The 25,701-nt window shown below is 62.8% G+C and carries 25 protein-coding genes and 1 riboswitch; of the genes, 12 read left to right on the forward strand and 13 right to left on the reverse strand.

Annotation, left to right across the window (positions count from 1 at the left end; translation table 11 throughout):
• Positions 1 to 334 precede the first annotated feature (334 nt).
• Complete coding sequence (locus tag OQE62_RS13890; RefSeq protein ID WP_265722667.1) at positions 335 to 862, forward strand: thioredoxin family protein; 528 nt, start codon at positions 335 to 337, stop codon at positions 860 to 862.
• Positions 863 to 928: 66 nt separating this feature from the next.
• On the opposite strand, the gene OQE62_RS13895 is transcribed toward OQE62_RS13890, so the two are convergent.
• Complete coding sequence (locus OQE62_RS13895; RefSeq protein ID WP_265722645.1) at positions 929 to 1,630, reverse strand: glutamine amidotransferase-related protein; 702 nt, start codon at positions 1,628 to 1,630, stop codon at positions 929 to 931.
• Between the two features lie 166 nt (positions 1,631 to 1,796).
• Between OQE62_RS13895 and OQE62_RS13900 the strand changes: the two genes are divergently transcribed.
• Positions 1,797 to 2,483 (forward strand): OmpW/AlkL family protein, encoded by a 687-nt coding sequence (locus OQE62_RS13900; RefSeq protein ID WP_265722646.1) that lies wholly within the window; start codon positions 1,797 to 1,799, stop codon positions 2,481 to 2,483.
• Between the two features lie 10 nt (positions 2,484 to 2,493).
• Here the strand turns inward: OQE62_RS13900 and OQE62_RS13905 are convergent, their stop codons facing one another.
• The 3 genes from OQE62_RS13905 to OQE62_RS13915 all read right to left on the reverse strand — a co-directional run bounded on the left by OQE62_RS13905 (position 2,494) and on the right by OQE62_RS13915 (position 5,099).
• A complete protein-coding gene (locus OQE62_RS13905) occupies positions 2,494 to 4,377 on the reverse strand; it encodes an AMP-binding protein (protein WP_265722647.1) in 1,884 nt (627 codons plus the stop codon).
• Positions 4,378 to 4,455: 78 nt separating this feature from the next.
• The gene (locus OQE62_RS19440; RefSeq protein ID WP_322746580.1) at positions 4,456 to 4,680 is read right to left on the reverse strand and encodes an amidohydrolase family protein; all 225 of its coding nucleotides are present in this window, start codon (positions 4,678 to 4,680) and stop codon (positions 4,456 to 4,458) included.
• On the reverse strand, positions 4,593 to 5,099 hold the full coding sequence (locus tag OQE62_RS13915; RefSeq protein WP_265722648.1) for a hypothetical protein: 507 nt from the start codon (positions 5,097 to 5,099) through the stop codon (positions 4,593 to 4,595). Before OQE62_RS13915 ends, OQE62_RS19440 begins: the two co-directional genes overlap by 88 nt.
• Before the next feature lie 701 nt (positions 5,100 to 5,800).
• Between OQE62_RS13915 and OQE62_RS13920 the strand changes: the two genes are divergently transcribed.
• Both OQE62_RS13920 and OQE62_RS13925 read left to right on the forward strand, forming a co-directional pair.
• A complete protein-coding gene (locus tag OQE62_RS13920; protein ID WP_265722649.1) occupies positions 5,801 to 8,056 on the forward strand; it encodes a TonB-dependent receptor in 2,256 nt (751 codons plus the stop codon).
• A gap of 631 nt (positions 8,057 to 8,687) precedes the next feature.
• A complete protein-coding gene (locus OQE62_RS13925; RefSeq protein ID WP_265722650.1) occupies positions 8,688 to 9,734 on the forward strand; it encodes an AraC family transcriptional regulator in 1,047 nt (348 codons plus the stop codon).
• Between the two features lie 13 nt (positions 9,735 to 9,747).
• On the opposite strand, the gene cobO is transcribed toward OQE62_RS13925, so the two are convergent.
• Positions 9,748 to 10,368, reverse strand: a complete 621-nt coding sequence (gene cobO, locus OQE62_RS13930; protein ID WP_265722651.1) for a cob(I)yrinic acid a,c-diamide adenosyltransferase — start codon at positions 10,366 to 10,368, stop codon at positions 9,748 to 9,750.
• A gap of 221 nt (positions 10,369 to 10,589) precedes the next feature.
• Between cobO and OQE62_RS13935 the strand changes: the two genes are divergently transcribed.
• A complete protein-coding gene (locus tag OQE62_RS13935) occupies positions 10,590 to 11,915 on the forward strand; it encodes an energy transducer TonB (protein ID WP_265722652.1) in 1,326 nt (441 codons plus the stop codon).
• Positions 11,916 to 12,015: 100 nt separating this feature from the next.
• Here OQE62_RS13935 and OQE62_RS13940 read toward each other — a convergent pair whose 3' ends face one another.
• From OQE62_RS13940 to OQE62_RS13975, 8 genes are all read right to left on the reverse strand, one after another.
• Positions 12,016 to 13,866: a TonB-dependent receptor plug domain-containing protein gene (locus tag OQE62_RS13940; RefSeq protein WP_265722653.1), complete on the reverse strand. Its 1,851-nt coding sequence runs from the start codon at positions 13,864 to 13,866 to the stop codon at positions 12,016 to 12,018.
• A gap of 240 nt (positions 13,867 to 14,106) precedes the next feature.
• Positions 14,107 to 14,312: riboswitch (cobalamin riboswitch) on the reverse strand.
• Between the two features lie 260 nt (positions 14,313 to 14,572).
• Positions 14,573 to 15,343, reverse strand: coding sequence for an ABC transporter ATP-binding protein (locus OQE62_RS13945; protein WP_265722654.1), 771 nt, complete (start codon positions 15,341 to 15,343; stop codon positions 14,573 to 14,575).
• A complete protein-coding gene (locus OQE62_RS13950) occupies positions 15,340 to 16,347 on the reverse strand; it encodes a FecCD family ABC transporter permease (RefSeq protein WP_265722655.1) in 1,008 nt (335 codons plus the stop codon). Before OQE62_RS13950 ends, OQE62_RS13945 begins: the two co-directional genes overlap by 4 nt.
• Positions 16,331 to 17,140, reverse strand: coding sequence for an ABC transporter substrate-binding protein (locus OQE62_RS13955; protein WP_265722656.1), 810 nt, complete (start codon positions 17,138 to 17,140; stop codon positions 16,331 to 16,333). The genes OQE62_RS13950 and OQE62_RS13955 overlap by 17 nt, the downstream gene beginning before the upstream one ends.
• Complete coding sequence (locus OQE62_RS13960) at positions 17,137 to 17,505, reverse strand: REP-associated tyrosine transposase (RefSeq protein ID WP_265722657.1); 369 nt, start codon at positions 17,503 to 17,505, stop codon at positions 17,137 to 17,139. Before OQE62_RS13960 ends, OQE62_RS13955 begins: the two co-directional genes overlap by 4 nt.
• A complete protein-coding gene (locus OQE62_RS13965) occupies positions 17,498 to 17,806 on the reverse strand; it encodes a hypothetical protein (protein WP_265722658.1) in 309 nt (102 codons plus the stop codon). Before OQE62_RS13965 ends, OQE62_RS13960 begins: the two co-directional genes overlap by 8 nt.
• Before the next feature lie 100 nt (positions 17,807 to 17,906).
• Entirely contained in the window at positions 17,907 to 19,301 is a 1,395-nt protein-coding gene (gene radA, locus OQE62_RS13970; protein WP_265722659.1) for a DNA repair protein RadA, read from the reverse strand.
• A 90-nt stretch (positions 19,302 to 19,391) separates the two neighbouring features.
• Positions 19,392 to 19,952 carry a L,D-transpeptidase gene (locus OQE62_RS13975; RefSeq protein WP_265722660.1) on the reverse strand — a complete coding sequence of 187 codons (561 nt, stop codon included), beginning with the start codon at positions 19,950 to 19,952 and terminating at the stop codon, positions 19,392 to 19,394.
• Positions 19,953 to 20,122: 170 nt separating this feature from the next.
• On the opposite strand from OQE62_RS13975, the gene OQE62_RS13980 reads away from it, so the two are divergent.
• The 7 genes from OQE62_RS13980 to OQE62_RS14010 all read left to right on the forward strand — a co-directional run bounded on the left by OQE62_RS13980 (position 20,123) and on the right by OQE62_RS14010 (position 25,635).
• Complete coding sequence (locus OQE62_RS13980; protein WP_265722661.1) at positions 20,123 to 20,461, forward strand: hypothetical protein; 339 nt, start codon at positions 20,123 to 20,125, stop codon at positions 20,459 to 20,461.
• 150 nt (positions 20,462 to 20,611) lie between these two features.
• Positions 20,612 to 21,100 carry a DUF411 domain-containing protein gene (locus tag OQE62_RS13985; protein ID WP_265722662.1) on the forward strand — a complete coding sequence of 163 codons (489 nt, stop codon included), beginning with the start codon at positions 20,612 to 20,614 and terminating at the stop codon, positions 21,098 to 21,100.
• 64 nt (positions 21,101 to 21,164) lie between these two features.
• Entirely contained in the window at positions 21,165 to 23,006 is a 1,842-nt protein-coding gene (locus OQE62_RS13990) for a copper resistance system multicopper oxidase (protein WP_265722663.1), read from the forward strand.
• Between the two features lie 11 nt (positions 23,007 to 23,017).
• Complete coding sequence (locus OQE62_RS13995; RefSeq protein WP_265722664.1) at positions 23,018 to 23,815, forward strand: copper resistance protein B; 798 nt, start codon at positions 23,018 to 23,020, stop codon at positions 23,813 to 23,815.
• A gap of 73 nt (positions 23,816 to 23,888) precedes the next feature.
• Positions 23,889 to 24,140 carry a hypothetical protein gene (locus tag OQE62_RS14000; RefSeq protein WP_265722665.1) on the forward strand — a complete coding sequence of 84 codons (252 nt, stop codon included), beginning with the start codon at positions 23,889 to 23,891 and terminating at the stop codon, positions 24,138 to 24,140.
• Positions 24,124 to 24,645, forward strand: coding sequence for a c-type cytochrome (locus OQE62_RS14005; protein WP_377535712.1), 522 nt, complete (start codon positions 24,124 to 24,126; stop codon positions 24,643 to 24,645). The genes OQE62_RS14000 and OQE62_RS14005 overlap by 17 nt, the downstream gene beginning before the upstream one ends.
• A 546-nt stretch (positions 24,646 to 25,191) precedes the next feature.
• Positions 25,192 to 25,635 (forward strand): SRPBCC family protein, encoded by a 444-nt coding sequence (locus OQE62_RS14010; RefSeq protein WP_265722666.1) that lies wholly within the window; start codon positions 25,192 to 25,194, stop codon positions 25,633 to 25,635.
• The last annotated feature ends 66 nt before the right edge of the window (positions 25,636 to 25,701 follow it).

Genomic DNA, 25,701 nt, shown 5'->3' on the forward strand with positions numbered 1-25,701 from the left:
CTTGTATTGTTGGATATTCTTAGTGGTTAAGTAACGATCGCCCCCCAGCAATCGTCTTTACCCCAACACACCTGACTTAATGCACAATCCGAACCAACTTTTGTAACAAATACGACATTTGTGAAGTTCAGAAGGTTTTTGTCAGCACTCCTTCACTCCAGAAGCGGTCTGTAGCCGAAGTGTCACTCACTTCACTGAATCCGGACTTATCCGCGTCAGTGCCCGGATTTATCCACAAAAATGCCCGTATTTACCCACTCCGTTACGCCAGTGTTACCCTGCCCAACATGTCATGCACAAATAAGGAGCATTTATGGCCCTCACGCCCTCGACTATGCCCCCTCTAGATACCCCCAGTCCGAAATTCGAGTTGCCGGACGCAAATGGTACCAATGTTCGCAGTACCGATCTGAGGGCGCAGCCGCTGCTGGTGGCCTTTATCTGCAACCACTGCCCCTACGTAAAACACATCGCCCCGGCCCTGTCCGAATTTGCACGAGAGTACCGGGAAGCCGGGCTGACGATCATCGCCATCAACAGCAACGACTCCGCAAACTACCCGGAGGACAGCCCGGAACGGATGCGGGAGGAAATTGCGGCGCGGGGTTATACCTTTCCCTATCTCGTCGACGAGACACAGGAGGTGGCGCACGCATTTGGTGCGGCCTGTACGCCGGATTTTTTCCTGTACGACGCCGGGCACAAGCTGGTGTATCGCGGACAGTTCGATGACAGCCGACCGGGGAGCGACGAGCCGGTGACGGGGAAGGATCTGCGCGCGGCAGTGGATGCGGTGCTGGCGGGGGAGAAACCCGGCGGGGATCAGACGCCCTCGATGGGGTGCAATATCAAGTGGAAGTGAGGGGCTCCGGCCATCGCCCTCTCCCCCAACCCCTCTCCCAAAGGGAGAGGGGAGTATAGACGGGCCTTACTGGCGCAGGAATTCCAGCATCCACCGGGCCACGGTACTCTCGTGGATATCGTTCTGCAGTGACGTCTGGCCCTTTTCCACCACGTCTTCACCGAACGCCTCGCGGCGCAGTTCCATCAGGCTGTTGGAGTAGGGTTTGGTGAACTCCGGATGGGCCTGGAAGGTGAGCATATGGTCGCCGATCTGCATCATTGCCATGGGGCAGAAATCGCTGGAGGCAAGGATTTTTGCGTCCGGCGGTGCCTCCTCGACCTGGTCCTGGTGGCTGACCAGCAGGCTGAACGACTCCTGCGGCTCGCTCATCCAGGAGGGGCTCTCCTGTATCTCGTAGCTGTGCACGCCGACACCCCAGCCCTTGTCGGACTTGCGGGCCCGACCGCCCAGGGCCTCGGCGATCAACTGATGGCCGAAGCAGATGCCGATGGTCGGCTTCTTGCGATTGTGCAGCTCGCGCACAAAATCCATCAGGGGCGCGATCCACTCCTTGTCCTCATAGATACCGGTCTTGCTGCCGGTGATCAGGTAGGCATCCACTTCGTCGATATCCGCCGGGTAGTGGCCGCGCTGTACTTCGTAGGTGACAAACTCCAGCGCCGGATCCTGGGCGCGCAACAGCTCGGCGAACATGTCCGGGTACTCACCGAATTCGCCGACCAGTTCCTTGCGTACATCGTCGGTTTTCAATACACCTATCTTCATTCTCTCACCGCTGAATTGACTGCTCGAGGTGCGAATTATTGCATATCCACCATGAGTCGTCGGCACTGCCGCCAAATACAACCTGAATACGGCGTAGCGCAAGCGCCGTGACTAAACTGACAGAACGGAACCACAGGAAAGTCCCCGTTCACGGAGCGATACACCGATGAAAGTCGTCATTCTCTGCGCCGCTGCGCTGGCCGCCGTGCTGGCTTCCGCGCAGGTACTGGCCGAATACGAAAAGAGCAGTGTTCTCGTGCGTATCGGCGCCGGCTGGGAAGCCCCCGACAACGGCTCCAACTGGCTGCGCCTCCACGGCACCGAACTCGCCGATCCCCCCGCCATGGACAGCGGGGCCACCCCGACCCTGCCCAGAGGCTGGCTGCTCACCGGGCAGCGGACACTGCCGACGGCCATTCCGCTCGATCACGACAGAGGGGTATCCACCTCGCCCTACAGCCCGACGCGGAGCGGTTTCAAACAACTGGCACCGGTCCTGACGATGCAGTGGTATCCGGTCTACAGCGAATCCCGGGTACAGCCCTATGTGGGGCTGGGCGTGCGTTATATCACCGTTGTGGACGAAACGGCCGCCAGCCGGGGCCGCACCACCGCGTTCGGGGTCGTCGGCGATACCCGCCCGGAAGCGGGGGATTCCTGGGGAGCGACCGGTGAAATGGGCGTGGATATCACTCTCGGCCGCGACAGTCGCTGGTGGATGAACGCCGCCGTCTGGTACCTGGACGGCGATGCGAAAATCCGCCTCCCGGCCAACGACGACGCCAAGCGGATCGAGAACAAGCTGGACGAGGATCCCTGGGCTTACTCGGTGGGCGTCGGCTACCGCTTCTGAACTGCCCGGCTCAGGTACTCTCCGCCGGCTCGACAATCTCCAGCGCCAGTGGCAACTGCTCCAGCAGGCGCCGGGCCCCGGCCGCCTGTGGGGCCTCCACCTCCAACCGCAACCGCAGGCTGCCGCCGGAAAGCACCACTTCCGCAGAGGCGTCGACACCGGCCTCCTGCAGCAGATCGCGAACGGCCGCCTGCGCCGCCATCCGCCGCAACTCCGGCTTGAAGATCTTGCCCACGGCGGTGAGCGGCATCTCCTCCAGCGGGAAGACCCGCTTGGGCACCGCGGCGCGCTCGCCGATCTGCGCCGCGGCGAACGCCAGCAGCGCGTCTTCGTCCACACTCCGGCCGGCGCGCGGCTGCACGAACACCACCGGCAGTTCGCCGGCACGGGTATCCGGCATGCCCACGGCCACCACTTCGGCAACCGCCCCGTGCCCGCGCAGCGGCTCCTCGATGGTCAGCGGATCGATATTGTGGCCACCCCGGATGATCAGGTCCTTGGCGCGCCCGGTGATAAACAGGTACCCCCGCGCATCCAGGTAGCCGCAGTCACCGGTATCGAACCAGCGGCGGCCGGCCCGGTCTGTGTGCCAGACGCTGCGGTTGTCCTCCTCGTGCAGGTAGCCGGCAAACAGGTTGGGGCCGCTGATCAGGATACTGCCCACCTGCCCGTCCGGCAGCGGCGAAACCTCACCGCCGGCGAGGCTCGCCACCTGCAGCCCGGTATAGGGTAACCGCAGCCCGACGCTGCCGGCGGGCGCGGCCTGCGCCTCCGGCGCCGGGGAACCGGCCGCGCGGGCAATCAGGCAACAGCTCTCGGTCATGCCGTAGCCCTCGACGATGGGCACATCGAAACGCGCCCGGAAGCGCCGTTTCAGCCCCGGCGGCATGGGCGCGGCGCCGCAGCCCAGCTCCCACAGGCAGGACAGGTCCAGGCCCTCGGCATCGGCATCCAGCAGCAGCCCGAACAGGGTGGGGACCAGGGGCACCACATTGGCGCGGTGGGCGGCCACCAGGTGCCAGAAATTCTCGATCACCGCCGGTGTGCGGTAGCCGGCCGGCGTCAGTTGCACCACCCGGTTGCCTTTGATCAGGCTGGCCAGCCCCGCCACCATGTTGCCGTAGATATGGAACAGCGGCAGGCCGTTGAGCATCGTGTGGCGGGGCAACCCCGTGACCTGCTCGATCTGCTGCGCGATAAAGGCGAAATTGCGCTGGCTCAGGCGCGCGATCTTGGGCCTGCCGGTGGTGCCGCCGGTGTGGAAATAGGCGGCAATATCCGCGCCGTCGGGCATTCGCGCCAGGGGTTCCGGATTGCACTCCGCCATCAGGGCGCGGTAATCCAGCACTTCGACCCGCGCCGGCACCCCGTCCGTTTCCGCGACCCCGCCCGGCGGCCCGATAACCAGCAGCTTTTCCAGCGCCGGACAGCGGGCCAGCAGCGACGGCACCCTGGCCCAGAGTTCCGGGGCCAATTGCGGCGCGCACACCGCCAGTATCCGCGCGCCTGTCTCGTTCAGGATACCGGCGAGATGCTCCACCTCCAGCATCGGATTCAGCGGGTTGACGATACCGCCGCACTGGGCGGCAAAGCCGAGAATATGGGTCTCGGGAATCATCGGCAGCATCAGCGCCAGTACCTGGCCATCGGCAAAGCCGGCCCGCAGCAGTAACTGGCGCGCTTTCAGTACCTCTTCGAACAGTTGCCGGTAGGACAGGCACTGGGAAGCTTCGCCGGGCTCGCCGGTCCACAGCATTTCCAGGGCGATATCGTCGGCGAAACGCTCTGCCGACGCCTGCAGCAACGCGGGAATATTCTGTTCCGGAAACCGCTCGTCGAGCGGGCGCTGTTCGTAGTGACGGATATCCTCGAGAGTGTATATTGAAGTCATCATCGCCATCCGGTTTTATTCTTGTGGTGGCAATAAGTTGGCCCAGGCCCGGGGCCGGTGCCATTACCTCTCAGGTAGCGGTCAGCGAGTGTAGAGCCGCTCGCCGGCCACCCAGGTTTCCAGCACGCGGGTGCGCCACAGGTCCTGCGGGTCGGCGGCAAAAATATCCCGGTCCAGCAACAGAAAATCGGCCGCCTTGCCCGGCGCCAGGTTGCCGATTACCGTTTCCTGGTGGGCCGCGTAGGCGGCGTCCAGGGGGAAGCCTGCAGGGCCTCGGCCAGGCGCATTTTCTGCTCCTGTATCCAGCCGTCTGCGGGTTCTCCCTGCCTGCCGCGGCGTGGATTCCGATAAAGGGATTCACCGGCTTCTACCGGAAAATCGGAACCGGCGGCAATCCGCGTGCCCTGGTCCAGCAAGGTGCGCCAGGCGTAGGCCCCTGTGGCCGTGCTGGTTGCGGTACTCTTCCAGCATTGCGGCACCGCGGCTGCCCAGGGCGCCGTCGATACGCCGCAGCCACACCGGCCGGGCAATCCAATCTCCAGCGCGTCCAGGCCGGCTCCCGCAGACCAGCGCTTGCCGGACCAGAACACCGGGTTCCAGCCGCGACCGGTGATCCAGCTATTCGACGGGCAGCTGGCAGAAAATTCATCCACTACCTTCAGGATCTCGTCGAAGATTTTGTCGCGCAGGTCGATTTCATTCCGCAGAAAACCCAGTGCGCTCATATGGCCCTGGGCGTCGATCCGGCGGGCATTCTCATAGCGCGCCGAAGTTGCCCGGCCTCGCCCAGCGCCAACACTCTGCCCTGTTCAAATACGATCGCCGAAAAGCGTTCCACTTCGGCGCAGGGCGCATCGCTGTCGACGATATGGGCTCCGCAAATATTGTGCAGCGTGTCTCGCAGACGGCATTGAATGGCAGCAACAGGGCCGCGAACAGCAGGCCCGACAACGGCGGGATACGCATGGAATCACCGTCTTATTCTGTTCGTGTTATCCATTAAAACGCGAGTGCCAGCACTGTGCCAAGCATTCAACACCAGCTCCCCGTCCGACTGGCCATCCAACTGGATTGGTACGACAAAGTCGCCCGACCTGATCATCCGCAATAGATAGTCAGGGATGTCCGTTTCGTGCGGTACAACCTTGCGCGGTACTCTGTAAATGGGTATCTTGAAGAAGACTCATAAAAATATGGGCCGATTTTTGCATAGTCGATAGGATATCGCGACCAAAACAAGGAAAGTTATTACCTCCCTATTCTCATTCAATCAACCTCAGATTTCATTCGGTGAAGCGCCCTGTGCGGCTTTCACATCATTAAATTCGGGTAGCCCGCAACGGGACCCGTTCAGGTTCTGTACCGGACGTTTTATCCGGCCGGTATACAGTGCCCACGGACATAGTAAAAATAAAAGGAGCTCATCATGACTTCACCATTCAAAACCGGTATTTCATCGATTGCCAGACCGCGTTTACTGCCGCTGGTTATCGCCCTGGCCAGCGCCACCGCCGCCCAGGCCGATCAGCAATCGGTCATTGAAGAGGTCACCGTTACCGCACAAAAACGCCAGCAGTCGATGCAGGATGTATCGGTTGCCGTGAGTGCATTTTCCGGCGACGCCATCGAGAAAATGGGTTTCGAGGAAGGGTTGGATATTACCCAGCAGGTACCCAACATGAACTTCTTCGCCATTTTCGGTGAAGCTTCCAGTCCGTCCGTCAGCCTGCGCGGTATCAGCCTGGTGAACTTCTCCGACTCCTGGGAATCCCCCGTTGCCATCTACGTGGACGACGTCTACCGCGGCAACCCTGCCGGCTCCGCAATCCAGCTTTTCGACCTGGAGCGGGTGGAAGTGCTGCGCGGCCCCCAGGGCACGCTCTACGGCCGCAATACCACCGGTGGCCTGGTGCACTATGTCTCGCGCAAGCCCACCGACGATTTCGAGGCCAGCGCCAGTGCCAGTTACGGCAGCTATTCGGAGCGCATCGTCGAGGGCATGGTGAGTGGCCCCATCAGTGACGGCGTGCGCGGGCGCGTTGCGGTCAAGAGCACCGTTAACGACGGCTGGCAGACCAACACGTTTAACGGTGAGAAGCTGAACGATACCGACAGCTTCGGCTACCGCACCCAACTGGAATTCGACCTGGCCGACAGCGGCAGCCTGCTGCTGAATGTGCATGGCAGCGAGGCCGACCAGAGTACTGTCGGCTTTGCTCATATGGGTTACAAGGAAGCCCCCGATCCCGATGCGGCGACCTGCTCGGTGCCGGATATCCAGAGCGGTAAGTGTTATGCCAGCTCGGGCTTTGAAGGCATGTCCGGAGAAGATGCCGTGAACGGCAAGTACGACCCGGAGCATGTGGCCAGTGGCGCCACTGGCGGCCTCGGCACCACAATCGATACATTCGGTAGTTCCGCAACGCTGAATTGGGATTTCGAGAATTTCAGCCTGACCTCAATCACTGCCTATGAGGAGTTGGACAAATTCATGCAGGATGACGGCGACGGCACACCCGTGGTCTACTTCGATGAACAATACTCCGTGGACGCCGAGCAGTACACCCAGGAAATCCGGTTAAACGGCAGCACCGACAACGTCACCTGGGTGACCGGCTTTTACTACTACAAGGACGACCGCGGCCTGTTTACCGAAGCGCCCACTACTGCCGACTGGGGCGAAAATGAAGAGGACCTCTGGCACCGCGAACGGGTAACGCTGGACAGCACATCCTGGGCCCTGTTCGGGCAAACGGAGTACGACCTGAATCCGGAGCTGACACTGGTAACAGGCCTGCGCTACACGGAAGAAGATCGCGACTTCTCCCAGGATGTCGGCCCCTCGTTCTACACCGAGGCTGTAGACGTACCCCATCACAACCTTTCCGACAGCGCCACTACCGGCCGTATCGGTCTCGACTGGCGCCCGGATGAAATAACCCTCGCCTACGCCAGCTTTTCCACCGGTTTCAAGAGCGGCGGCTATTCCGGCAGTTACAACCGCAACCTGGAAGCCACCCTGCCGGTGGACGCCGAAACCATTTCCAACTTCGAGCTCGGCGTAAAGACCACGCTCGCCGACCGCTTCCGCGTCAATGCCGCCGCCTTCCGTTACACAGTAGAAGGCTTCCAGGCACAGCGTTTTATCAGCGTTGAAGGTGGCAGCGAGATTGTAAACGCTGGCGACGTCACCGGTACCGGCGCCGAGGTGGAAATAACTGCACCTTTTACCGAAAGTTTCGAGATAATCGGCGGCGCGGGCTGGCTGGATACCGAATTCGACTCCCAACTGAATTTCGGGGTCGCGGGTGACGACTACCTACTGGATGGCAACGAGCTTCCCTCTGCACCGGGCCTCACCTGGAACCTGGTGGCCCGCTACTATCAGAGCCTGGAAGAGGCCGGCGAACTGGTGTTCCAGATGGATTACACTTGGCAGGATGACCACTACCTGCAGGTAGAGAACGACCCCTACTCTCACCACGACGCCTACGGCCTGGCCAACGCCAGTGTCAGCTGGCACTCACCCTCGGACAGCTACAGCATCGAAGGTTTCGTGCGCAACCTGGCCGACGAGGAATACTTCACCTACCAGAACACTCTCGGTAACGACAACCACTGGGGCTACGGCGTCTGGGGCCAGCCGCGCACCACCGGCCTGCGCTTCAACTGGAAAATGTAGCCAGCGCGGCGCAAGCCGCGCAACGATTCCGAAAACCACCTCCACTCAATCTTCAGGCGCCTCATTCGAGGCGCCTTTTTTAATCCCCCCCTCAGTTCAGTAAAAATAGAAACCTACCGAAACCGCAACTCTGCACACCCCTAAGTTCCACAAAAACCAGAATATAGAATTAAACTCCAGAATAACTCTTTATACAGAAAATCTATCCCCTAAAACTCGACAAGCTACAACCGCATCCCCTGCAGCCATGTCATCAACTATCAAATTTCTGTCCCAAATTAACGAGATCAAAGCAGGCTCGGTTATTACCTTATAACCACGCCCAATAATATCTTCGACCCAGTGGTCGAACATACTGAATCGGTGAGCTCACAGGAAACAGAAAAACAATACCCGGAGAAGAGGTTGGTACAGGACTCCCACAGGAAGCCGGACCCACGGGCTGGCCGGTGTCGGAGCCAATCACCGCACGCTATTGTAGGCCTGCAGCAGGCGACCTTTCCCGAATCTGTTTCCCCGGCTGACTGAGCGATCTTTATCGGCACAAAGAAGTACCGGCCAACAGAACGGCGTCCGGCCGGCTTGTGCCATGCCCTGCAAAATACACAGGGCGGAGTTGGAATACGATAATATGACACTGCTGATCAGAACCACTTCCTTGACGGGGTTCCGCGAACTGGTAACCCGGCTGGAAGGCGATGCAGACAGCCTGCTGCGCCGCTTTCACATCGACCCGGCCAAAATCATTGAGCTGGAGGGGGTGATCCCCTATCGCACCAAGATCGACCTGATCGAAGAGGCGGCCAGGGAACTGAGCTGCCCCGATTTTGGCCTGCGCCTGGGGCAGGAACAGGACCTGATGGTAATGGGTCCCATCGCCGCTGTTGCCCTGAACGCCCCCACCGTGGGCGAAGCGATGGACAATATCATCCGCTACGCACACTACCATTCCCCGGGCATTCACCTGCGAATGGAACAGGATAACCAACCGGACCAGATCTACCTGAAACTGGAACTGGACAAGAATCTGCCCTATCGACAACAGAGTGTGGAGCACGCCCTGGGTCAGGCCCACAGTGCGCTGAAGATGCTGTACGGCACTGACTTCCACCCGCGGGCCGTACTGATGCGGCCGGAAGCAGCACTGGAGCACGACCGCTACCAGGAGTATTTCGGGGCGCCGGTTTATTTTGGCCGCGATTGCGACGCACTGGTACTGAATGCAGAAGAGCTGGAAAAGAAAATCGACCGGAACAATCCGGCCCTGCACGAGCTCCTGGGCGAGTACATCAACAGCGCCCTGCTGGATGAGCCGCTGGACTTGGCCCACCAGGTAAAGCAACTGGTCCATCACCTGTTGCCGGCACAGCGCTGCAACCTGCAGGCGGTGTCCCGGCATCTGGGGCTGCACAAACGCACCCTGCAACGCCGGCTGGCGGAGCTGGAGATCGTGTTCGAGGAGCTGGTGGACAATATTCGCCGCGAGCGCGCCGACAACTATCTGTCACTACCCCATATGCCCATGACCCAGATTGCGGGGCTGATCGGCTACCGGGAACAGAGCTCGTTCAACCGCGCCTGCCGGCGCTGGTACGGCACCACGCCGCTGAAACGGCGCCAGGCGCTACAACAGTCCGCGCTGCTGGAAGGCGAACCGACGGGCGAAACGGCGACCTGAACCGGACCGCCAGTTACCACTCAACGCCCTTCCGCGCCGCAATACCGTCGTCAAAAGCGTGTTTCAGTGCGCGCATCTCGGTAACGGTATCCGCCGCATCCTTCAGGTACTGCCTGGCCCCGCGGCCGGTGATCACCACCGACTGCCCTGGCGGCCGCTGCGACAGGGCTTCGAGCACCTCGTCCCTGTCGAGCCAGTGGTAATTGAGCGCGTAGGTGAGCTCGTCCAGCACCACCAGATAGACGCTGTCGTCGCGCAGGGCCGCCAGCGCCCTGTCCCAGAGCGCGCGGGCGGCCGCCCTGTCCGCCTCGAAGTCCTGGGTCTCCCAGGTAAAATCGGTCCCCATCTCGTGCCACTGCAGCGGGAACTGCTCCGGTGGCAACCGGCCCAACAGGTTCTTCTCGCCGCACTCCCAGGCGCCCTTGATGAATTGCGCCACCACCACCCGGTAGCCGTACCCCAGCGCGCGGGCGGCCGTCCCCACGGCGGCGGTGGTCTTGCCCTTGCCGTCGCCGGTGTAGAGCACCACCACACCGCGCTCCTCCAGCGCTTTCGCCACGCCGGCGTCGACAATTTCCTTGCGCACCTGCATGCGCTTCTTGTGGCGTTCCGCCCTGTCTTCCGGTCTACTCACTGATGAACCTGTATCCAATTCCGCTTAAACTCGGGGAGATGTCTCAATAACTCCAGTTTCGGGGTCGGAAATGCCTGCCGATGGCACAAGCCGAAATCGCCCCGATGCCTGAATCGATAACTCAAGTTTCGGAGTTCGTGGTGCCTGCGGGCGGCACCCCGCTCCAGCTCCCTGAACTGAACCCCGAAACTTGAGTCAATAACAACCCGATGGACATTGCCGTGCGCCTACTCCTGTCGAGCCTGCTACTGATTGCCTCCGCCACCTGCGCCGCGCAGTATGCGACGTCGGCCATCTCCCTGCGCGACAGGGATTCCCCCCCCACCGCCTATGGCCTGGAGATTGTGCGCGCCGAACGCTGGCAGCCGGACGAAAGCCCCGCCGCCGGGCCGGCAGACACCGACAACCGCCTGGCAATCGACAGCATCGCCAACTACCGGGCGCGGATCAAGGCGATGGAGATCGAGCAGGGCCCCTACGCCACCGGCCTGCCGGAAGCCCTCACCGGCCTGGCCCACAACTACCGGGAGATCGGCGACTTCGACGGCGCCGTCCGCAGTTTCAAACGCGCCGTCCACCTCACCCGCATCGAGCGCGGTCCCTACTCCCGGGATCAACTCCCCCTGCTGGAAAGCCTGCGCGAATCCCTGTTCGCCGCCGACAGACTGCGGGAACTGGACGGCCTGCAGGAGTATATCTATCGGGTCCACCGGGAAGTGCTGGAGCCCGGCGACCCCGAGCTGCACGCCGCCACCCGGGACTATATCGCCTGGCACCGCTCCGCCTACCTGCGGGAGCTGGGCAATGAAGAGGAGCGGCTGCAGACACTGGACAAACTGTTTGAAAGCCGGCTGTCCGACCTCCGGCAGCGCGACGCGCCGCCGCACAGCCTGCTGGAACCGCTGACCGATTCCCTGAAGCTGACCTACCTGCTCGGCGATATGTCCGCCGAACGACTGGATGCATTCAGCGTCCAGTTCGGCCGTTCGCCCCTGCTCCCCCACCCCGCCATGTACGCCTCTGCGGCTGGCGAATCGCCGCGGCAACGCCTGCGACAGATCAACTACCGCAAGGGCCTGCGCCTGGCCGGGGAACTTGCCGAAGCCGCCGGGGAAGACCCGGAAACGCACGCCCGCGCCCTGGTCGCCAGGGGCGACTGGTACCGCTGGCACAACAAGCGCCACAGCGCCCGCCGCAGCTACCGCGAAGCCTATGCCGCGCTCGGCGGCAGCGAGGCGGGGGAAGCCCTGCGCCGGGAACTCTTCGCCAGCCCCACCGAACTGCCCGCCAACCGAGTCTACCGACCCGATATCCAGTTGGAAAAACGCGAGCCCCGCGGCCGCGCCAGGGTCCGCTATACGGTCAGCCGCAACGGCCATCCGAAGGACCTGGAAATACTGGAGATGACCCCGGAAGAAGACCGCGGGGCGCGCATCGTCCTCACGCGACTACTGCACGCCATGGCGTTCCGCCCGCGGCTGGAAGACGGCGAGCCGGTGAAGACCGAGAGCGTAGAGCGGGAGTATGTCTTCTTCGACGAACGCTGACGGCCGGGGACCCTCCCATGGATTGCAGTCCCCGGCGGTGCGCGCGGCGCACCCTACCCCTCTCGACCCGGCGCCATTCGCCCGAGGTCCGAGTCCGGGGTCAAAGCGTCAACTGGACACCCGCGTAAACCGCGGCACCGGCGGTGTGGTAGCCGGCCACCTCGCGGTAGTCCTTGTCCAGCACATTTTCGCCGCGCAGGGTGAGGCGGACTTTGTCCGTCAGGCGGTAGGCGGCGTTCAGGTCCAGCTTGTCGTAGGCGTCCAGCATCGCGCCGCTGGCGTCGAGACGGTCCTGCACCTGTTGCCAGTTGCCGTTGAGGGTCAGCCGGTCGTCCAGCAGGCTGTAGCTGAGCCCCAGGTTGTAGACCTCCTGGGGCACCTGCTGGCGCTGCCCGCCCTGTGTGTCGGTGGTGTCCAGCCAGGTGCTGTTCAGGTACCAGTCGAAGCTTTCCCCCAGTGCACCGGACAGCGCCAGTTCCACGCCTTGTGACTCGCTGTCGCCGTCGTCCTGGCCGTAGGCGCCGTAGTCGCCGAGTGAGTAGTCGTAGAAGATCGCATCGGTGATCTGCTGGTCGAAATACACCAGTTCCAGCTTCAGCAGTTCTGCCAGCCGGTAATCCAGCCCCAGTTCATAGCCGCGGCTGGTCTCCGGCCCCACCGCGGGCACCTCCTCGCTCAGGTTGAGGCTGACCTCGTAGGGGCTGGGGGCGCGGTAGCCGGTGCCATAGCTGGCGCGGTATTTCAGTTCCTGCTCGCCATCCAGCAGCACCGGGTAGGCGACCGTAGCGCGCCAGCTGTTGTGGTCTTCGGTTTCCAGGCTGTCGCGGCGATAGCCCAGGGTATAGAACAACTTGTCGGCGATATCGGCGCGCCACTCGGCAAAAAGCCCCAGGCTGTCGATATCCTCGTCGTCGGAAGCGCTGGCGAATTCCTGCTGCTCGTATTCGCCGCCCCACAGCAGGCGGCCGCCGGCCAGGGCACTGTGGCCGACGTAGTTCAGTTCATCGATGGCGCCGTCCACGGCGTAGGTGCTCTGCTCCAGTGAGAGGCTGTCGCGCTCGATTTCCTGCTGCGACACGGCTACCTCGTGGCCCGCGGAAGCAGTCCGGTAGTTGCCGCTCAGACTGGCACTGGTCTGTGTGTATTCATCCAGGCAGTCGTCGGTAGAACCGAAGGTGGCGGGATCGTAGCAGCCGTCGAAGCCGGTTTCTGCGTCGGTGCGGCGCAACTGCCCCTCCACGGAAAATTGCTCGCTGAACGCATAACCCAGGCGCGCGCTGCCGCTCAGGTTGTCATAGCCATCGCGCTCGCCGCTGGTGTCCGCTTCCTGCGCATTGAAACCGTCGCTGGAGAAATCGGACAGGTTCACATCGTAGTTCCAGCGGTCGCTGCTACCGCCCAAACTGGCGCTGGCTTTCCGGGTGCCGTAGCGCCCCGTCTCGGCGGATAGCTGCGCGCGCAGCGGTTCGTCGGACTTCTTGCTGATGATATTGATCACGCCGCCGGCGCCGGCGCCGTACATCATGCCCTGCGGCCCCCGCAGTACCTCGATACGCTCGATATCCGACGCCTGCAGGTGCTGGAACTGCGCGCCCACCTGGGGCGCGGACGGATCGGCGATATTGACGCCGTCCAGCAATACCAGGGTGCGGTAATTGCTCTCGCCGCGCAGGTACACGGAGCTGACCTTGCCCGCGCCACCGCTGTTCTTGACGGAGACCCCCGGCAATGTGCGCACCACATCCAGCAGGCTGCTGTAGCCAAGGCGCTCGATATCGGCGCCGGTCAGCACCGATACGGATACACCGCTTTCGCGCTTCGGCATTTCCACACGGCTGGCGGTAACAACAATCTGCTCCAGTTCAGCGTTCGGATCGGTTTCCTGCGCAACGGACGGCAGGGACAGGCTGGCGGCAGCGATGACGGCCGCTGCGAGAAGTGTTCTTTTCATGGTGGTTCCCCAATCTCGAAGGTAACTGCCCGCCCCACCAGCCCCCTCTCCCCCTTGGGGGGAGAGGGTTGGGGAGAGGGGGAGCCGATCAGCACCCCTCCCTCCTCCGCAAGCGGGTAAGGGGAGAGAAATTACTCTGTAAAAAAGACGGATTGAGGGAGGGAAGTGCAATCGGTGCGCGACAGGCGGGGCACACAGACCAGACAAAGCCCTCCGCTTTATCCTCGAGCCGGATTTATTCCCGGACAATCACCGAGGGCCGGTATCGGGCTTATCGGTCCGGGGACCGAATCACCGTTGCGGGGGCAGCGCCGGAATCGCTTCGAATAAATCAGACCTGAATCCGTGACTTCAGGGCGGATTCAGATCAGAGGCATCACCGGACTTCCCGTTTAACCCGACCAAGCGCATACGCGCTGCCGGGCACCCAGGGCGGCGGGGAGTATAACAGCGGTTGGCAGTGGTGGTTAGTGGGTAGGGTACGCCGTGCGCACCATCGGGATCTTACGATCTCAAGTTTCGAAGTCCGGGGAACTTGTAGGCTGCACAAGTTGGAGCGAGGTGCGCCTTTCTGGGGCTGTCTGCGAGAGGGACCTCGCAGACAAGCCTACAGGGATGTATTCACGGCGTGTCCCAGAAAAGCGCACCCCGCTCCAGCTCCCTGAACTGAACCCCGAAACTTGAGCTACGGTGCACTCGACACGCCCTAGAGCAGATCCAGCGGCACAAACTCCGCCACGCCGTCCCGCCAGCGGAATTCGCAGCTTACCCCGTAGACATCGCCGATCAGCGCCGGGGTGAAGACATCCTGCGGCGCGCCCCGGGCGATGGGGCGGCCGCCGTGGAGCAGCAGGATGCGATCGCAGAAGCGCGCGGCCAGGGACAGGTCGTGCAGCGCCAGCAATACCGTCTTGCCGGCGTCCGCCTGCCGGCGGAAGGTGTGCATCAGTTGCAGTTGGTGGCGGATATCCAGCGCCGCAGTGGGCTCGTCGGCGATCAGCAGCGGCGCCCGGCCCACCAGCAACCGCGCCAGTTGCACCCGGCGCAGCTCGCCGCCGGACAACCGGGTCACCGCGCGATTAGCCAGATGCAGGGCATCCACCCGTTCCAGCGCCGCGCTAACCCGCTGCGCTCTGTCCGCGGGGCGCCCCCAGGGCAACAGGCCCAGCGCCACCAAGTCGGCGACGTCCAGACTCCAGGCCGGCGATTCCGACTGAGGCAGGTAGGCGCAGAGGCGCGCGCGCTCCGCGGCGGGAATGACCGCCGCATCGCGACCGTCCAACTCTACCCGGCCCGCGGCCGGCGCCAGCACGCCGGCCAGGGTTTCCAGCAGGCTGCTCTTGCCGGCGCCGTTGGGGCCCACCACCGCGGTCAGTTCGCCGGGACTGAAGGCGCAGTTGACCTCGTGCAGCACCAGCCTGCCCCGTCGCTCCAGGGACAGATCGCGACAGGAAACCGGCAATCGTTGTTCCTTCACAGAGCCTGCCCCCGCCGCCCACTGACGATCAACCAGAAAAAGAAAGGCGCCCCGATAAACGCCGTTACCGCACCGATACGCAATTCCTGCGCGCCGACAAAATTGACCACCAGGATATCCGCCAGCAACAGCAGCAACGCGCCCGCCAGTGCGCTGGCCCATAGCAACCGTCCCGGATCCTGCCGCACCAGCGGCCGCACCAGGTGTGGCACCACCAGGCCGACAAAACCGATGGTGCCCGCCACCGCCACGGCCGCGCCCACGGATGCGGCGATACCGCCCAGCACCAGCAGCGGATAGCGCCGCCCTCGAAAACCCAGCGAGGCAGCGCTGGCCTCGCCCAGGGACAGGGCGCGCAGATAGTTGCGCGCGCAAAACAGCAGCAGCGCACCGGCGGCGATAAACGGCAGCGCCAGCAGTAATTGATCCCAGCCGCGATTGGCCAGCGAGCCCAGCAGCCAGAAAACGATTTCCTGCATCGCGAACATGCTGGGCGCATAGTTCAGGGCCAACGCCATCAGCGCCGACAGAAACGCATTGATCGCCACCCCCGCCAGCACCAGCCGGCTGGCGCTGGCGCCGCGCCCGGCCAGCAGCCAGACGCAACCCACCGCACAGAAGGCGCCGCCGATGGCCAGCAGCGGCAGCAGCCAGCCGTTCTCCCGCGCGAGGCCCCAACTGACGCCGTAATAGAGCAACAGTATCGCCGCCAGCGCCGCGCCACTGCTCACCCCCAGCAGCGCCGGTTCCGCCAGCGGATTCCGCAGCATCCCCTGCATGGCCGCACCGCCCATACCCAGCGCCGCGCCCACCAGAATGGCCAGCAGTGCGCGCGGCAGGCGCAACTGCCAGAGGATCACCGCATCGCCGGCTTCGCTGTGCCAGCCCTGCGCCAGCGCGGCACCCAGGTCGATGGACACCGGCCCGCTCATCAGCGCGGCCAGCAGTGCCGGCAGTAACAGGGCGGCCAGGAAACCCAAGGCCAGGTTATTGTTTTGCTGCAAGGGATTTTCTCTTTTCCGTAAGCTGCTGCAGCACTTCCGCTGCAACCAGTGCCGGGCAGAAACTCAGTTCCGACGGCAGTTTGAACACGCGATCACTGTCGAAATATCGCTGCAGAACCGGGTGGCGCTCGGCCAGGTGCGCCAACGCAAAATCCTTGTCGCCACCGTAGAGCACCAGCAGGTCCGGCTGCGCGGCGATCACCTCCTCGAGGCTGACACGTCGCAGTTGCTCGGCGCCATCCGCGGCGGCGAGATTCTCAAATCCGGCGCGCTCGAGCAACTGGTGCTCGAGCATACCGCTGCCGTAAGTGATGTTGTTGGCAGACAGGATCAGTGCGCTGGCCGTTTCGGGCGCAGGCGGCTGCGCCAGCAGTTTCTGCAGCAATTGCCTCTGCTTTCGCAACGGCGCATTTTCGCCCAGCACATTTTCCAGCGCTTGTAACTGTTCCGAAAGCTGCTCCAGGCTGTAGGCATCGGGAATATCCGCCACCTCGAAGCCGAGCTGGCGCAACCGCCCCGCCGCCCGCTGCGCGCCGTACTGGCCCACCAGCACCAGATCCGGATCCAGCCGCAACAACTCCTCCGCGCGGCCGCGGTTCAAATAAATATGCTCCGGCAACGGCGCCTTGCGGTACTGGTCGGTGGCGGACAGCCAGGTGATTGAGGCAATCCTCTCCGGGGCAATCCAGTTCAGCAATAGCTGGTCGGTGCAGAGGTTCAGGGAGGCGATGCGGTTTTGGGCTGTTGCCTGGATCGAGAGCAGTAAGAGAACCAGCGGGAATGCTTTTTTCACAATGTTTTTTCCTGCTTTTGTTGCCGAGCTGGAGCTCGGCGCGCCCAGGCGCTGGACCAGTGCCAGTCTTCTGGCCTTGAACAGAGGCCTGCTTTTACCGGGTTTTTGTGGATGTAATCCACAACCCGCTCGAAATGCTCCTGATCTCGAATATAGCGATCCCAGTAATCTCGCATCCAGAACTTCTCCCTGGGTGCGTCGAGCTCCAGCTCGGCATTCATTCTCAGAGCCCAACGACCGGTATAGGATTTCCAGGATTGCACGATCTTCGCCAGGGATTCTTTCGGATCAAGCAACAGATGTACGTGGTTGGGCATTATGCACCAGGCAATCAGCAGGTATCGGATACCATCAAATTTAAGCAATGCGTCCTGTACGACCTGTGCTACTGCCGGATGGCCCAGGGCGCAACAGCCGTAACCGGCATCCAGCCACTGCTCTATTTTTTTTGCGTTTTTCTAAATCCTTGTGGGATTCCGGCAGATTTGCCTGCCGCAGCTCCCACCCCAACTGCTCCAACTTTGCCTGCGGCAGCGAATCCGCCAAGCGAAAAGTGATGGACTGCAAAGCGCAGTAGTGATCAAAATGCGGCACATAGCCTCGGGAGTACCACCCCCTGGGCGCGCCGAACTCCAGCTCGGCATCCGAGTCGGAAAACTTGTCCATTTCAAATCAACCCTCCGTGGTTTCCGATGGTTCAAAGTTGCCAAACTGGAGCCTTCCGCGCTATAAAACAGCTCGGCGCGCCCAGGCGAGAGCTCCCGGCTCAACTCATATCAATCGCCCCCAACGCCTCGGAAAGGGTCTTCACCGGCACCATCTCCATTCCCTCAATATCGTTTTTCAGCCGGTTGGCCGCCGGCACTATGGCCTTGCGGAAGCCGTGTTTGGCGGCCTCTCGCAGGCGTTCCTGGCCGGAGGGCACCGGGCGGATTTCGCCGGCGAGGCCCACTTCGCCGAACACCACCATGTCGCGGGCCAACGGGCGGTTGCGGAAGCTGGAGACCACCGACAGCAGCAGCGGCAGATCGGCGCTGGTCTCCACCACCTTTACGCCGCCAACCACATTGATGAAGACATCCTGGTCGCCCACCAGTACACCGCCGTGGCGGTGCAGTACCGCCAGCAGCATGTTCAGGCGGTTCTGATCCAGGCCCACGGCCACGCGTCTGGGGTTGCCGAGGCTGCTGTCGTCCACCAGCGCCTGCAGTTCCACCAGCAGCGGGCGGGTGCCCTCCCACACGGAAGTCACCACCGAGCCGGCGGCCACCTCCTCGGCGCGCTGCAGGAAGATGGCGGACGGGTTGGAAACCTCCTTCAGCCCCTGCTCGGTCATGGCGAACACGCCCAGCTCGTTGACGGCGCCGAAGCGGTTCTTGTGCGCGCGCAGGGTGCGGAAGCGGGAATCGTGGGTGCCCTCGAGCAGCACGGAACAATCGATGATGTGCTCCAGCACCTTGGGCCCGGCGAGGCTGCCGTCCTTGGTTACATGGCCGACCAAAATGAGCGCGGTGCCTGTCTGCTTGGCGTAGCGGGTCAGGTAGGCGGCGCTCTCGCGCACTTGGGCCACGGAGCCGGGGGCGGACTGGACGTCGGACATATGCATCACCTGGATGGAGTCCACCACCATCACCTTCGGCTTCACGTCCTTCGCCGCCAGGCAGATACGTTCCACGTCGGTCTCGCTCAGTATCTGCAGGTGCTCTGCCGGCAACCCCAGGCGGCTCGCGCGCATGGCCACCTGCTGCAGGGATTCCTCGCCGGTGATATAGAGCGCGGGCATGGTCCGGGACAGGTGACACAGGGTCTGCAACAGTATCGTGGACTTGCCGGCGCCGGGGTGGCCGCCGATCAGCACCACCGAGCCGGGCACCAGGCCGCCGCCCAGCACCCGGTCCAGTTCGGACGCGGTAGTCGGGATGCGCGGCAGCTCGCCCAGGTCGATCTCCGACAGTTTCTGCACCCTGCCGGCGCCGGCCGCACCGGCATAGCCGCTCTGGACATCGGTGAAGTTGGCGGCGCGGCTGTCCGTGTGCTCCGGTCCCAGGCGCACCTCGCTGAGGCTGTTCCAGGTGCCGCAGGCGCTGCACTGGCCCGCCCATTTGGAATAGTCGGCGCCGCACTCGTTGCAGACAAAAGCGGTTTTGCTTTTCTTGGCCAAGATCCTTCCCCCGGAGAATATCGTCAGGCTGGGCGCAGAGTTTACCTGTGCCCATGCGCAGGGGAAAACGCGAAGGGAGCGAACTGGCAGTCAGCGGGTCACGGTTACCCGGGTACCGATGGGCGCGTGGCGGTAGAACTTGCGCGCCATGTCCGGCGGCATACGCACGCAGCCGTGGGAAGCGGGACGGTCCGGTACACTGCCGGAGGCATGGAAGCCCACCCCGCGGTGGAAGCGGATAAAGTAGTTCATCTTGGCACCGCGGTAGTAGGTGCCCGGCGGGCGCGGATCCTTGTCCCTTTCCACATCGGCGCGCACTACCCGGTGGGTGTCGCGATCGACGTACATGCCGAACTGGGAGGACCGGTGGCGGGTTTTCTTCGACAGCACGCGGAAGTTGCCCCGCGGCGTGCGGAAACCGGAGCGGCCGGACGACACGCGGGAAACGCCCACCAACTTGCCGCCCTTGTAGAAATAGGCCAGCTGCTCGCTCAGGTCGACGCGGATCTTCGGCGAGCCCGGCGCGCCGGCCGCGGCCTGCTCGTCGAACCAGCTGGCCGGCCGCGCCTCCAGCGGAGCTGCCGGCAGCAGTGCGAAAACACACAACAGCAGAGCGGACAGAAACACGCCGTACGAACAGGTCTTGTGCATGGCCCTACCTCCGATAACCTCGAACTTAAGGTCAGGAGAGCCGGATACATAGAAGAAAAATTCATATGGCCGGGAAATGCGGAAAGGCAAAACCCTCCCCCCACAGCAAGTTGCGTCGCGGGGCGCCAGTTCATAAACTCTGCCCGTCCGATCATTTTCCGTGGAATGCCATGCGCCCAGGCCTGCTGCCCATACTGCTGTCGCTACTGCTACTGGCCCTGTCCGGCCAGGCGCTGGCTGCGCCCTGCGCGACGGATTCCGGCACGGCGGCGCAGGCGGCGAGCACCAGCCACGATACCGGGCACAACCACGGCACCGGACAGACCACAGACTGTGAATCACACTTCCGCTGCAGCCAGGGCTGCTGCCCCGGCCACTGTGCCGGCGCCCTGCCCGCCGGCGATCAGCGCCCCGCCACACCGACCGCCGGTGTGCAGCTTTTCAGCTACCGTCCCCCCAACTCCAGCCCCGAGCCGGAAAGTACCTTTCGCCCGCCGATTCCCCGCTAGCACGGGATAGCTGCGCCCGCAATTGGCGCGCAGATCCTCCCTACAGCTTCAATCCGCGGAACACTCGGGCTTCCACGGCGGTGCCCCTGCATCGCTCGCGCCTTGTGTCGGTTCCGCGACGACGAATCCAGACAAAATGAGAACAGCGATATGCTACGCCTAGTCACCTTTGCCGGCGCCGCCATGCTGGCGCTGACCGCCTGCTCGAAAGAAACCGGGCAACAACCGGAGTCCACCGACCGCCCGACACTCACCACCTACAAAAGCGCCAACTGCGGCTGTTGCAAACAGTGGGTGAAGCACGCCCGCGACAATGGTTTTGCGGTAACCGCCAACGACTCCGACGACCTCAATGGCATCAAGAAACAACACGACATCGATCCCCGCCACCAGTCCTGCCACACCAGCGTGTCGGCCGGGGGCTATGTTTTCGAGGGACATATTCCGGCCAGGCTGATCCGCCAGTTCCTGCAGAACCCGCCCGACGGCGCCCGCGGCCTGGCGGTAGCCGCTATGCCGGTGGGCAGCCCGGGAATGGAGATGGGCGACCGCTTCGACCCGTATCGCGTCTGGCAACTGAACAACAATGGCAGCCGAACGCTGTACGCCGAAATCGAGACAGCGGCGGCCCAGTTCTAGCTCTTGGGCCCACCTGCCATTGGCACAAGCCGGAGCTGCCCCGAAAGCCGAGAAGGAATCATTGATGAAAAAACAGAACCCGTTCGGCGAGAATCTATCGCGCCGCACCTTTGTCACCGGTGTCGCGGCGGGCGCAGCCCTGCTCGGGAGCGCCGGCGCCGTCGCCAAGCCGCGACAATCGACCCTGAACTCCGATGCTGTCGACACACTGCGCGGCAACCGCTTCGACCTGGACATCGGCTACACGCCGGTCAACTTCACCGGCCGCAACCGTACCGCCGTGACCGTCAATGACGGATTGCCCGGACCGATACTGCGCTGGAAAGAAGGGGAAACCGTCACACTCAATGTGACCAACAACCTGGCCCACGACAGCTCCATCCACTGGCACGGCATGATTCTGCCCAGCAATATGGACGGCGTGCCCGGGCTCAGCTTCGCCGGCATCAAGCCCGGCGAGACCTACCGCTACCAGTTCGACGTCAATCAGAGCGGCACCTACTGGTATCACAGCCACTCCGATTTCCAGGAGCAGCAGGGCCTCTACGGCGCCATCGTCATAGACCCGGCGGAGCCGGACCCGGTGGCCTATGACCGGGACTATGTGGTGCTGCTGTCGGACTGGAGCGACGAATCGCCCCACGATATCTACTCGCACCTGAAAACCGAGGGACACTATTACAACCGGCAGCGCCGCACCGCCGGCGACCTGTGGGACGAAATCCGCGAGAAGGGCGTGGCACAGACCTGGCGCGACCGGAAGATGTGGAACGAGATGCGCATGTCCGACCGCGATATCTCCGACGTGACCGGCTATACCTACACCTTCCTGATGAACGGCCAGACGCCGGACGCCAACTGGACGGCGCTGTTCCAGAAAGGCGAAAAAGTGCGCCTGCGCTTTATCAACGCCGCCGCCATGTCCATTTTCGATATCCGCATCCCCGGCCTGAAAATGACCGTGGTGGCCAGCGATGGCCAGAATATCGAGCCGGTGAGCGTGGACGAATTCCGCATCGGCGTGGCCGAAACCTACGACGTGGTCGTCGAGCCGGACGGCGACAGCGCCTACCCCCTGTTCGCGCAGACCATCGACCGCAGCGGCTTCGCCCGCGGCACATTGACCCCGGACCCGGCACTGCGCGCCGGGGTACCAACCATGGACTATGCTCCGGTGCTGACACACCGCGATATGGGCATGGGGCATGGCAGCATGTCGGGTATGGACCACGGACAGCACGGCAGCGCGAGTGGCATGGACCACAGCCGGCATGAATCCGGCGACTACAGCCCGCACGGCGGCCGCCCGGAGCTCGGCGGAATGCAGGGCACCTGGTTTACCGACAACCTGGGCCGCGCCGGCCACGGCAGCGACAGCCCCATCGTGCATATGCCCAGCGAATACGGCTACGGCGTGGATATGCGTTCGCAAATGCCCATGGATGGTCTGAACGACCCGGGTATCGGCCTGCGCGACCACAGGCAGCGCTATGGCCGCCGGGTGCTGACCTACGCCGATATCCGCAACCTCACCCTCACCATCGACCGGCGCGAACCGACGCGGGAACTGCAACTGCACCTGACCGGCAATATGGAGCGCTATATGTGGTCCATGGACGGCATCAAGTTCAGCGACGCCGAGCCGCTGGTGCTGAAGTACGGCGAGCGCATCCGCATCACCCTGGTCAACGACACCATGATGACCCACCCGATTCACCTGCACGGCATGTGGAGCGAGCTGGAGACGGGCGATGCGGAATACATCCCGCGCAAGCACACGGTCATCGTGCAGCCGGGCTCGAAAATCAGCTACCTGGTCAATGTCGACGCCTACGGCCGCTGGGCCTACCACTGCCACCTGCTCTACCACATGCCGGGCATGTTCCGGGAGGTGCGTGTCGTATGAGGCGTGCAACAATGAAACCGATCGTTATTTTATCCGCGTCGCTCGCCGCGCAGGTCGTCGTGGCCGAAGAACCCGCAAGCACAGGCGAACATGCAATGCACGGCGCCCGGCCTGCCTACAGCGAACAACCGGCATCGCCAAACCTGCAACACGCGCCCGATGCACCGGACCAGCAGATGGATCACGAGGTGCTGCTGACCAACGTCACCATCGACCAGCTGGAACGGCGCGAGAACGACAGCGGCGCGCTGGAAGGCAGCGCCTGGATCGGCGGCGACCGGGACAAGCTCTGGTTCAAGACCGAGGTGGAGCGGGAGGAGGGCGAAACGGAAAAAGCCGAACTGCAGGCCCTCTACAGCCGCGCCATCTCCCCCTACTGGAACCTGCAGGCGGGCGTGCGCCACGATTTCGAACTGGAGAGCGACAGCCGCAACTGGGGCATCATCGGCCTCAACGGCCTGGCACCCTACTTCTTCGAGAGCGATGCATCCCTGTTTGTCGGCGAGGACGGTGACAGCGCCCTGCGCTTCGAAACCGAGTACGAACTGCTACTGACCCAGCGATGGATACTGAGCCCGAAAGTGGAGCTGAATTTCTACGGCCAGAACGACCGCGAGACAGGGACCGGTTCCGGCCTCTCCGACGCCGGGGCGGGCCTGCGGCTGCGCTATGAATTCACACCTCAGTTCGCGCCCTATATCGGCGTCAACCACGAAAAGAAATTCGGCAACGCCGCCGACTTCGCCCGCGACGAGGGCGAGTCCCCCAGTGAAACCACCTGGGTAGTCGGCCTGCACGCCTGGTTCTAGCCGGGAACGCCGAGCCCCAGCTCGGCACCGCGGGCCGCAGGCCCGCATCCAAAATCAAAACAGGGAAAACAAAATGAAATCACGCACAACCATCACCACCATCATTTCACTCACCTGCGCCCTGTCCGCACAGGCCCACGACCCGAGCGAACACAAAGACAAAAAAGGAGAAAAACCCCGCTGCGAAGCGCTGAAAGACATGGACCCGGAGGCCATGGACAGGGACGATCCCGTGGTACAGGCACTGCTGAAGAAATGTGAAAAACAACTGCACCGCGGAGACGAGCTTCCGGACAGGGAAGAAGACCATGACGAGAATGATTAAATGGCTGCTGGCCGCGACGATCGCCCTCGCCGCCGGCCTCGCGGCCTTTATCTACTCGGGTCTCTACCCGATCGGCGCCGACGCACCGCACGCGGCCGCCACCAACTGGGCGTTGGCGACCCTGCGCGACAGATCCATCGCCCGCGCATCGCGGGACACCCCGGTGCCGGACCTGGAGGATCCGGAACTGCTGCTCTCCGGTGGCCCGGACTACAACGACATGTGCGCAGGCTGTCACCTGAAACCCGGCCGGGACGAGAGCGATCTCAGTATCGGCCTCTATCCGACACCTCCGAACCTGAGCAAACGGGCCGGCGACCCGCGCCACCAATTCTGGGTCATCAAACACGGCATCAAAACCTCCGGCATGCCCGCCTGGGGCCCAACCCACGACGACGAACGCATCTGGGCCATGGTCGCCTTTCTGCAGAAGCTGCCGGAACTGACACCGCAGCAGTACCAGGTGCTTACGGCCCGGGATTCGGAGAGTGGGGATCACCACTGAGAAACTGTTTCCGATGCCGGCAGCCGACCGCAGGAGCGAGCCCTGTGTTCGCCCTTTTTGGTGGCCTAGGAACCAAATATCGTAAGCGAACTCGGTGGCGGCCCTGCTGCCGGGAGCACCTTGTGGGACACGCCGTAAATCCATCCCTGGAGGCTTGTCTGCGAGGTCCCTCTCGCAGACAGTCCCACAAGGTGCTCCCGGCAGCAGGGCCTGTGCATCAGCCGCATTGTTCTTTTCTTAATTCTGCTCCAAGTTCAATAGTACACCCGTTGCTAATGCGAAGGCGCTGATACCGATAGCGGTTTGCGAGACCTTATGAGACAGGGATGTCGATTAGAGCGTACAGGGACGTATTCACCGCGTGTCTGGCAAACCGCTATCGGTAGCAGCGCCGCCACCAAGCTTGCTCACGAGCACCACCCCCGGGGCTACATCAAAAAGGGCGAGCACAAGGTTCGCCTCTACGACCAAATGTCGACGCCCCTGTCGATTCGGAGCCGCGCCGTTCGATTGGAAGGTATCCAGCAACGAAAAGGAGACAAGACCATGGGCAACACCGTCCAACTGCACCGCGTACTGCGCGCCTCGCCCGAGAAGATCTACCGGGCCTTTCTCGACCCCGACGCCTTCGCCCGCTGGCTGCCGCCCTGCGGCTTTGTCGGTAAAGTCCACGAGATGGATGCGCGGGTCGGCGGTAGCTACAGGATGTCGTTTACCAATTTCACCACCGGTAACAACCATTCCTTCGGCGGCAGCTATAAAGAGTTGGAACCCCACAGCCGCCTCCGCTACAGCGCCCGCTTCGACAACCCGGAATTGCCCGGTGAAATGACTACCACCGTGACACTGAAGCCCGTTTCTGTCGGTACTGAACTGCACGTGGTACAGGAGGGGATTCCGGAAATGATTCCCACCGAAGCCTGCTACCTGGGCTGGCAGGAATCCCTCGGGTTTCTGGCACAACTGGTGGAGCCGGATATTCCTCAGTAACTCAAGTTTCGGAGTTCAGCTTCGTAGATACCATCTGTCCCTACATCCCTCAAGGGGCTATCTGGC

The organism is Microbulbifer halophilus (assembly GCF_026183675.1).
Taxonomy (GTDB): domain Bacteria; phylum Pseudomonadota; class Gammaproteobacteria; order Pseudomonadales; family Cellvibrionaceae; genus Microbulbifer; species Microbulbifer halophilus.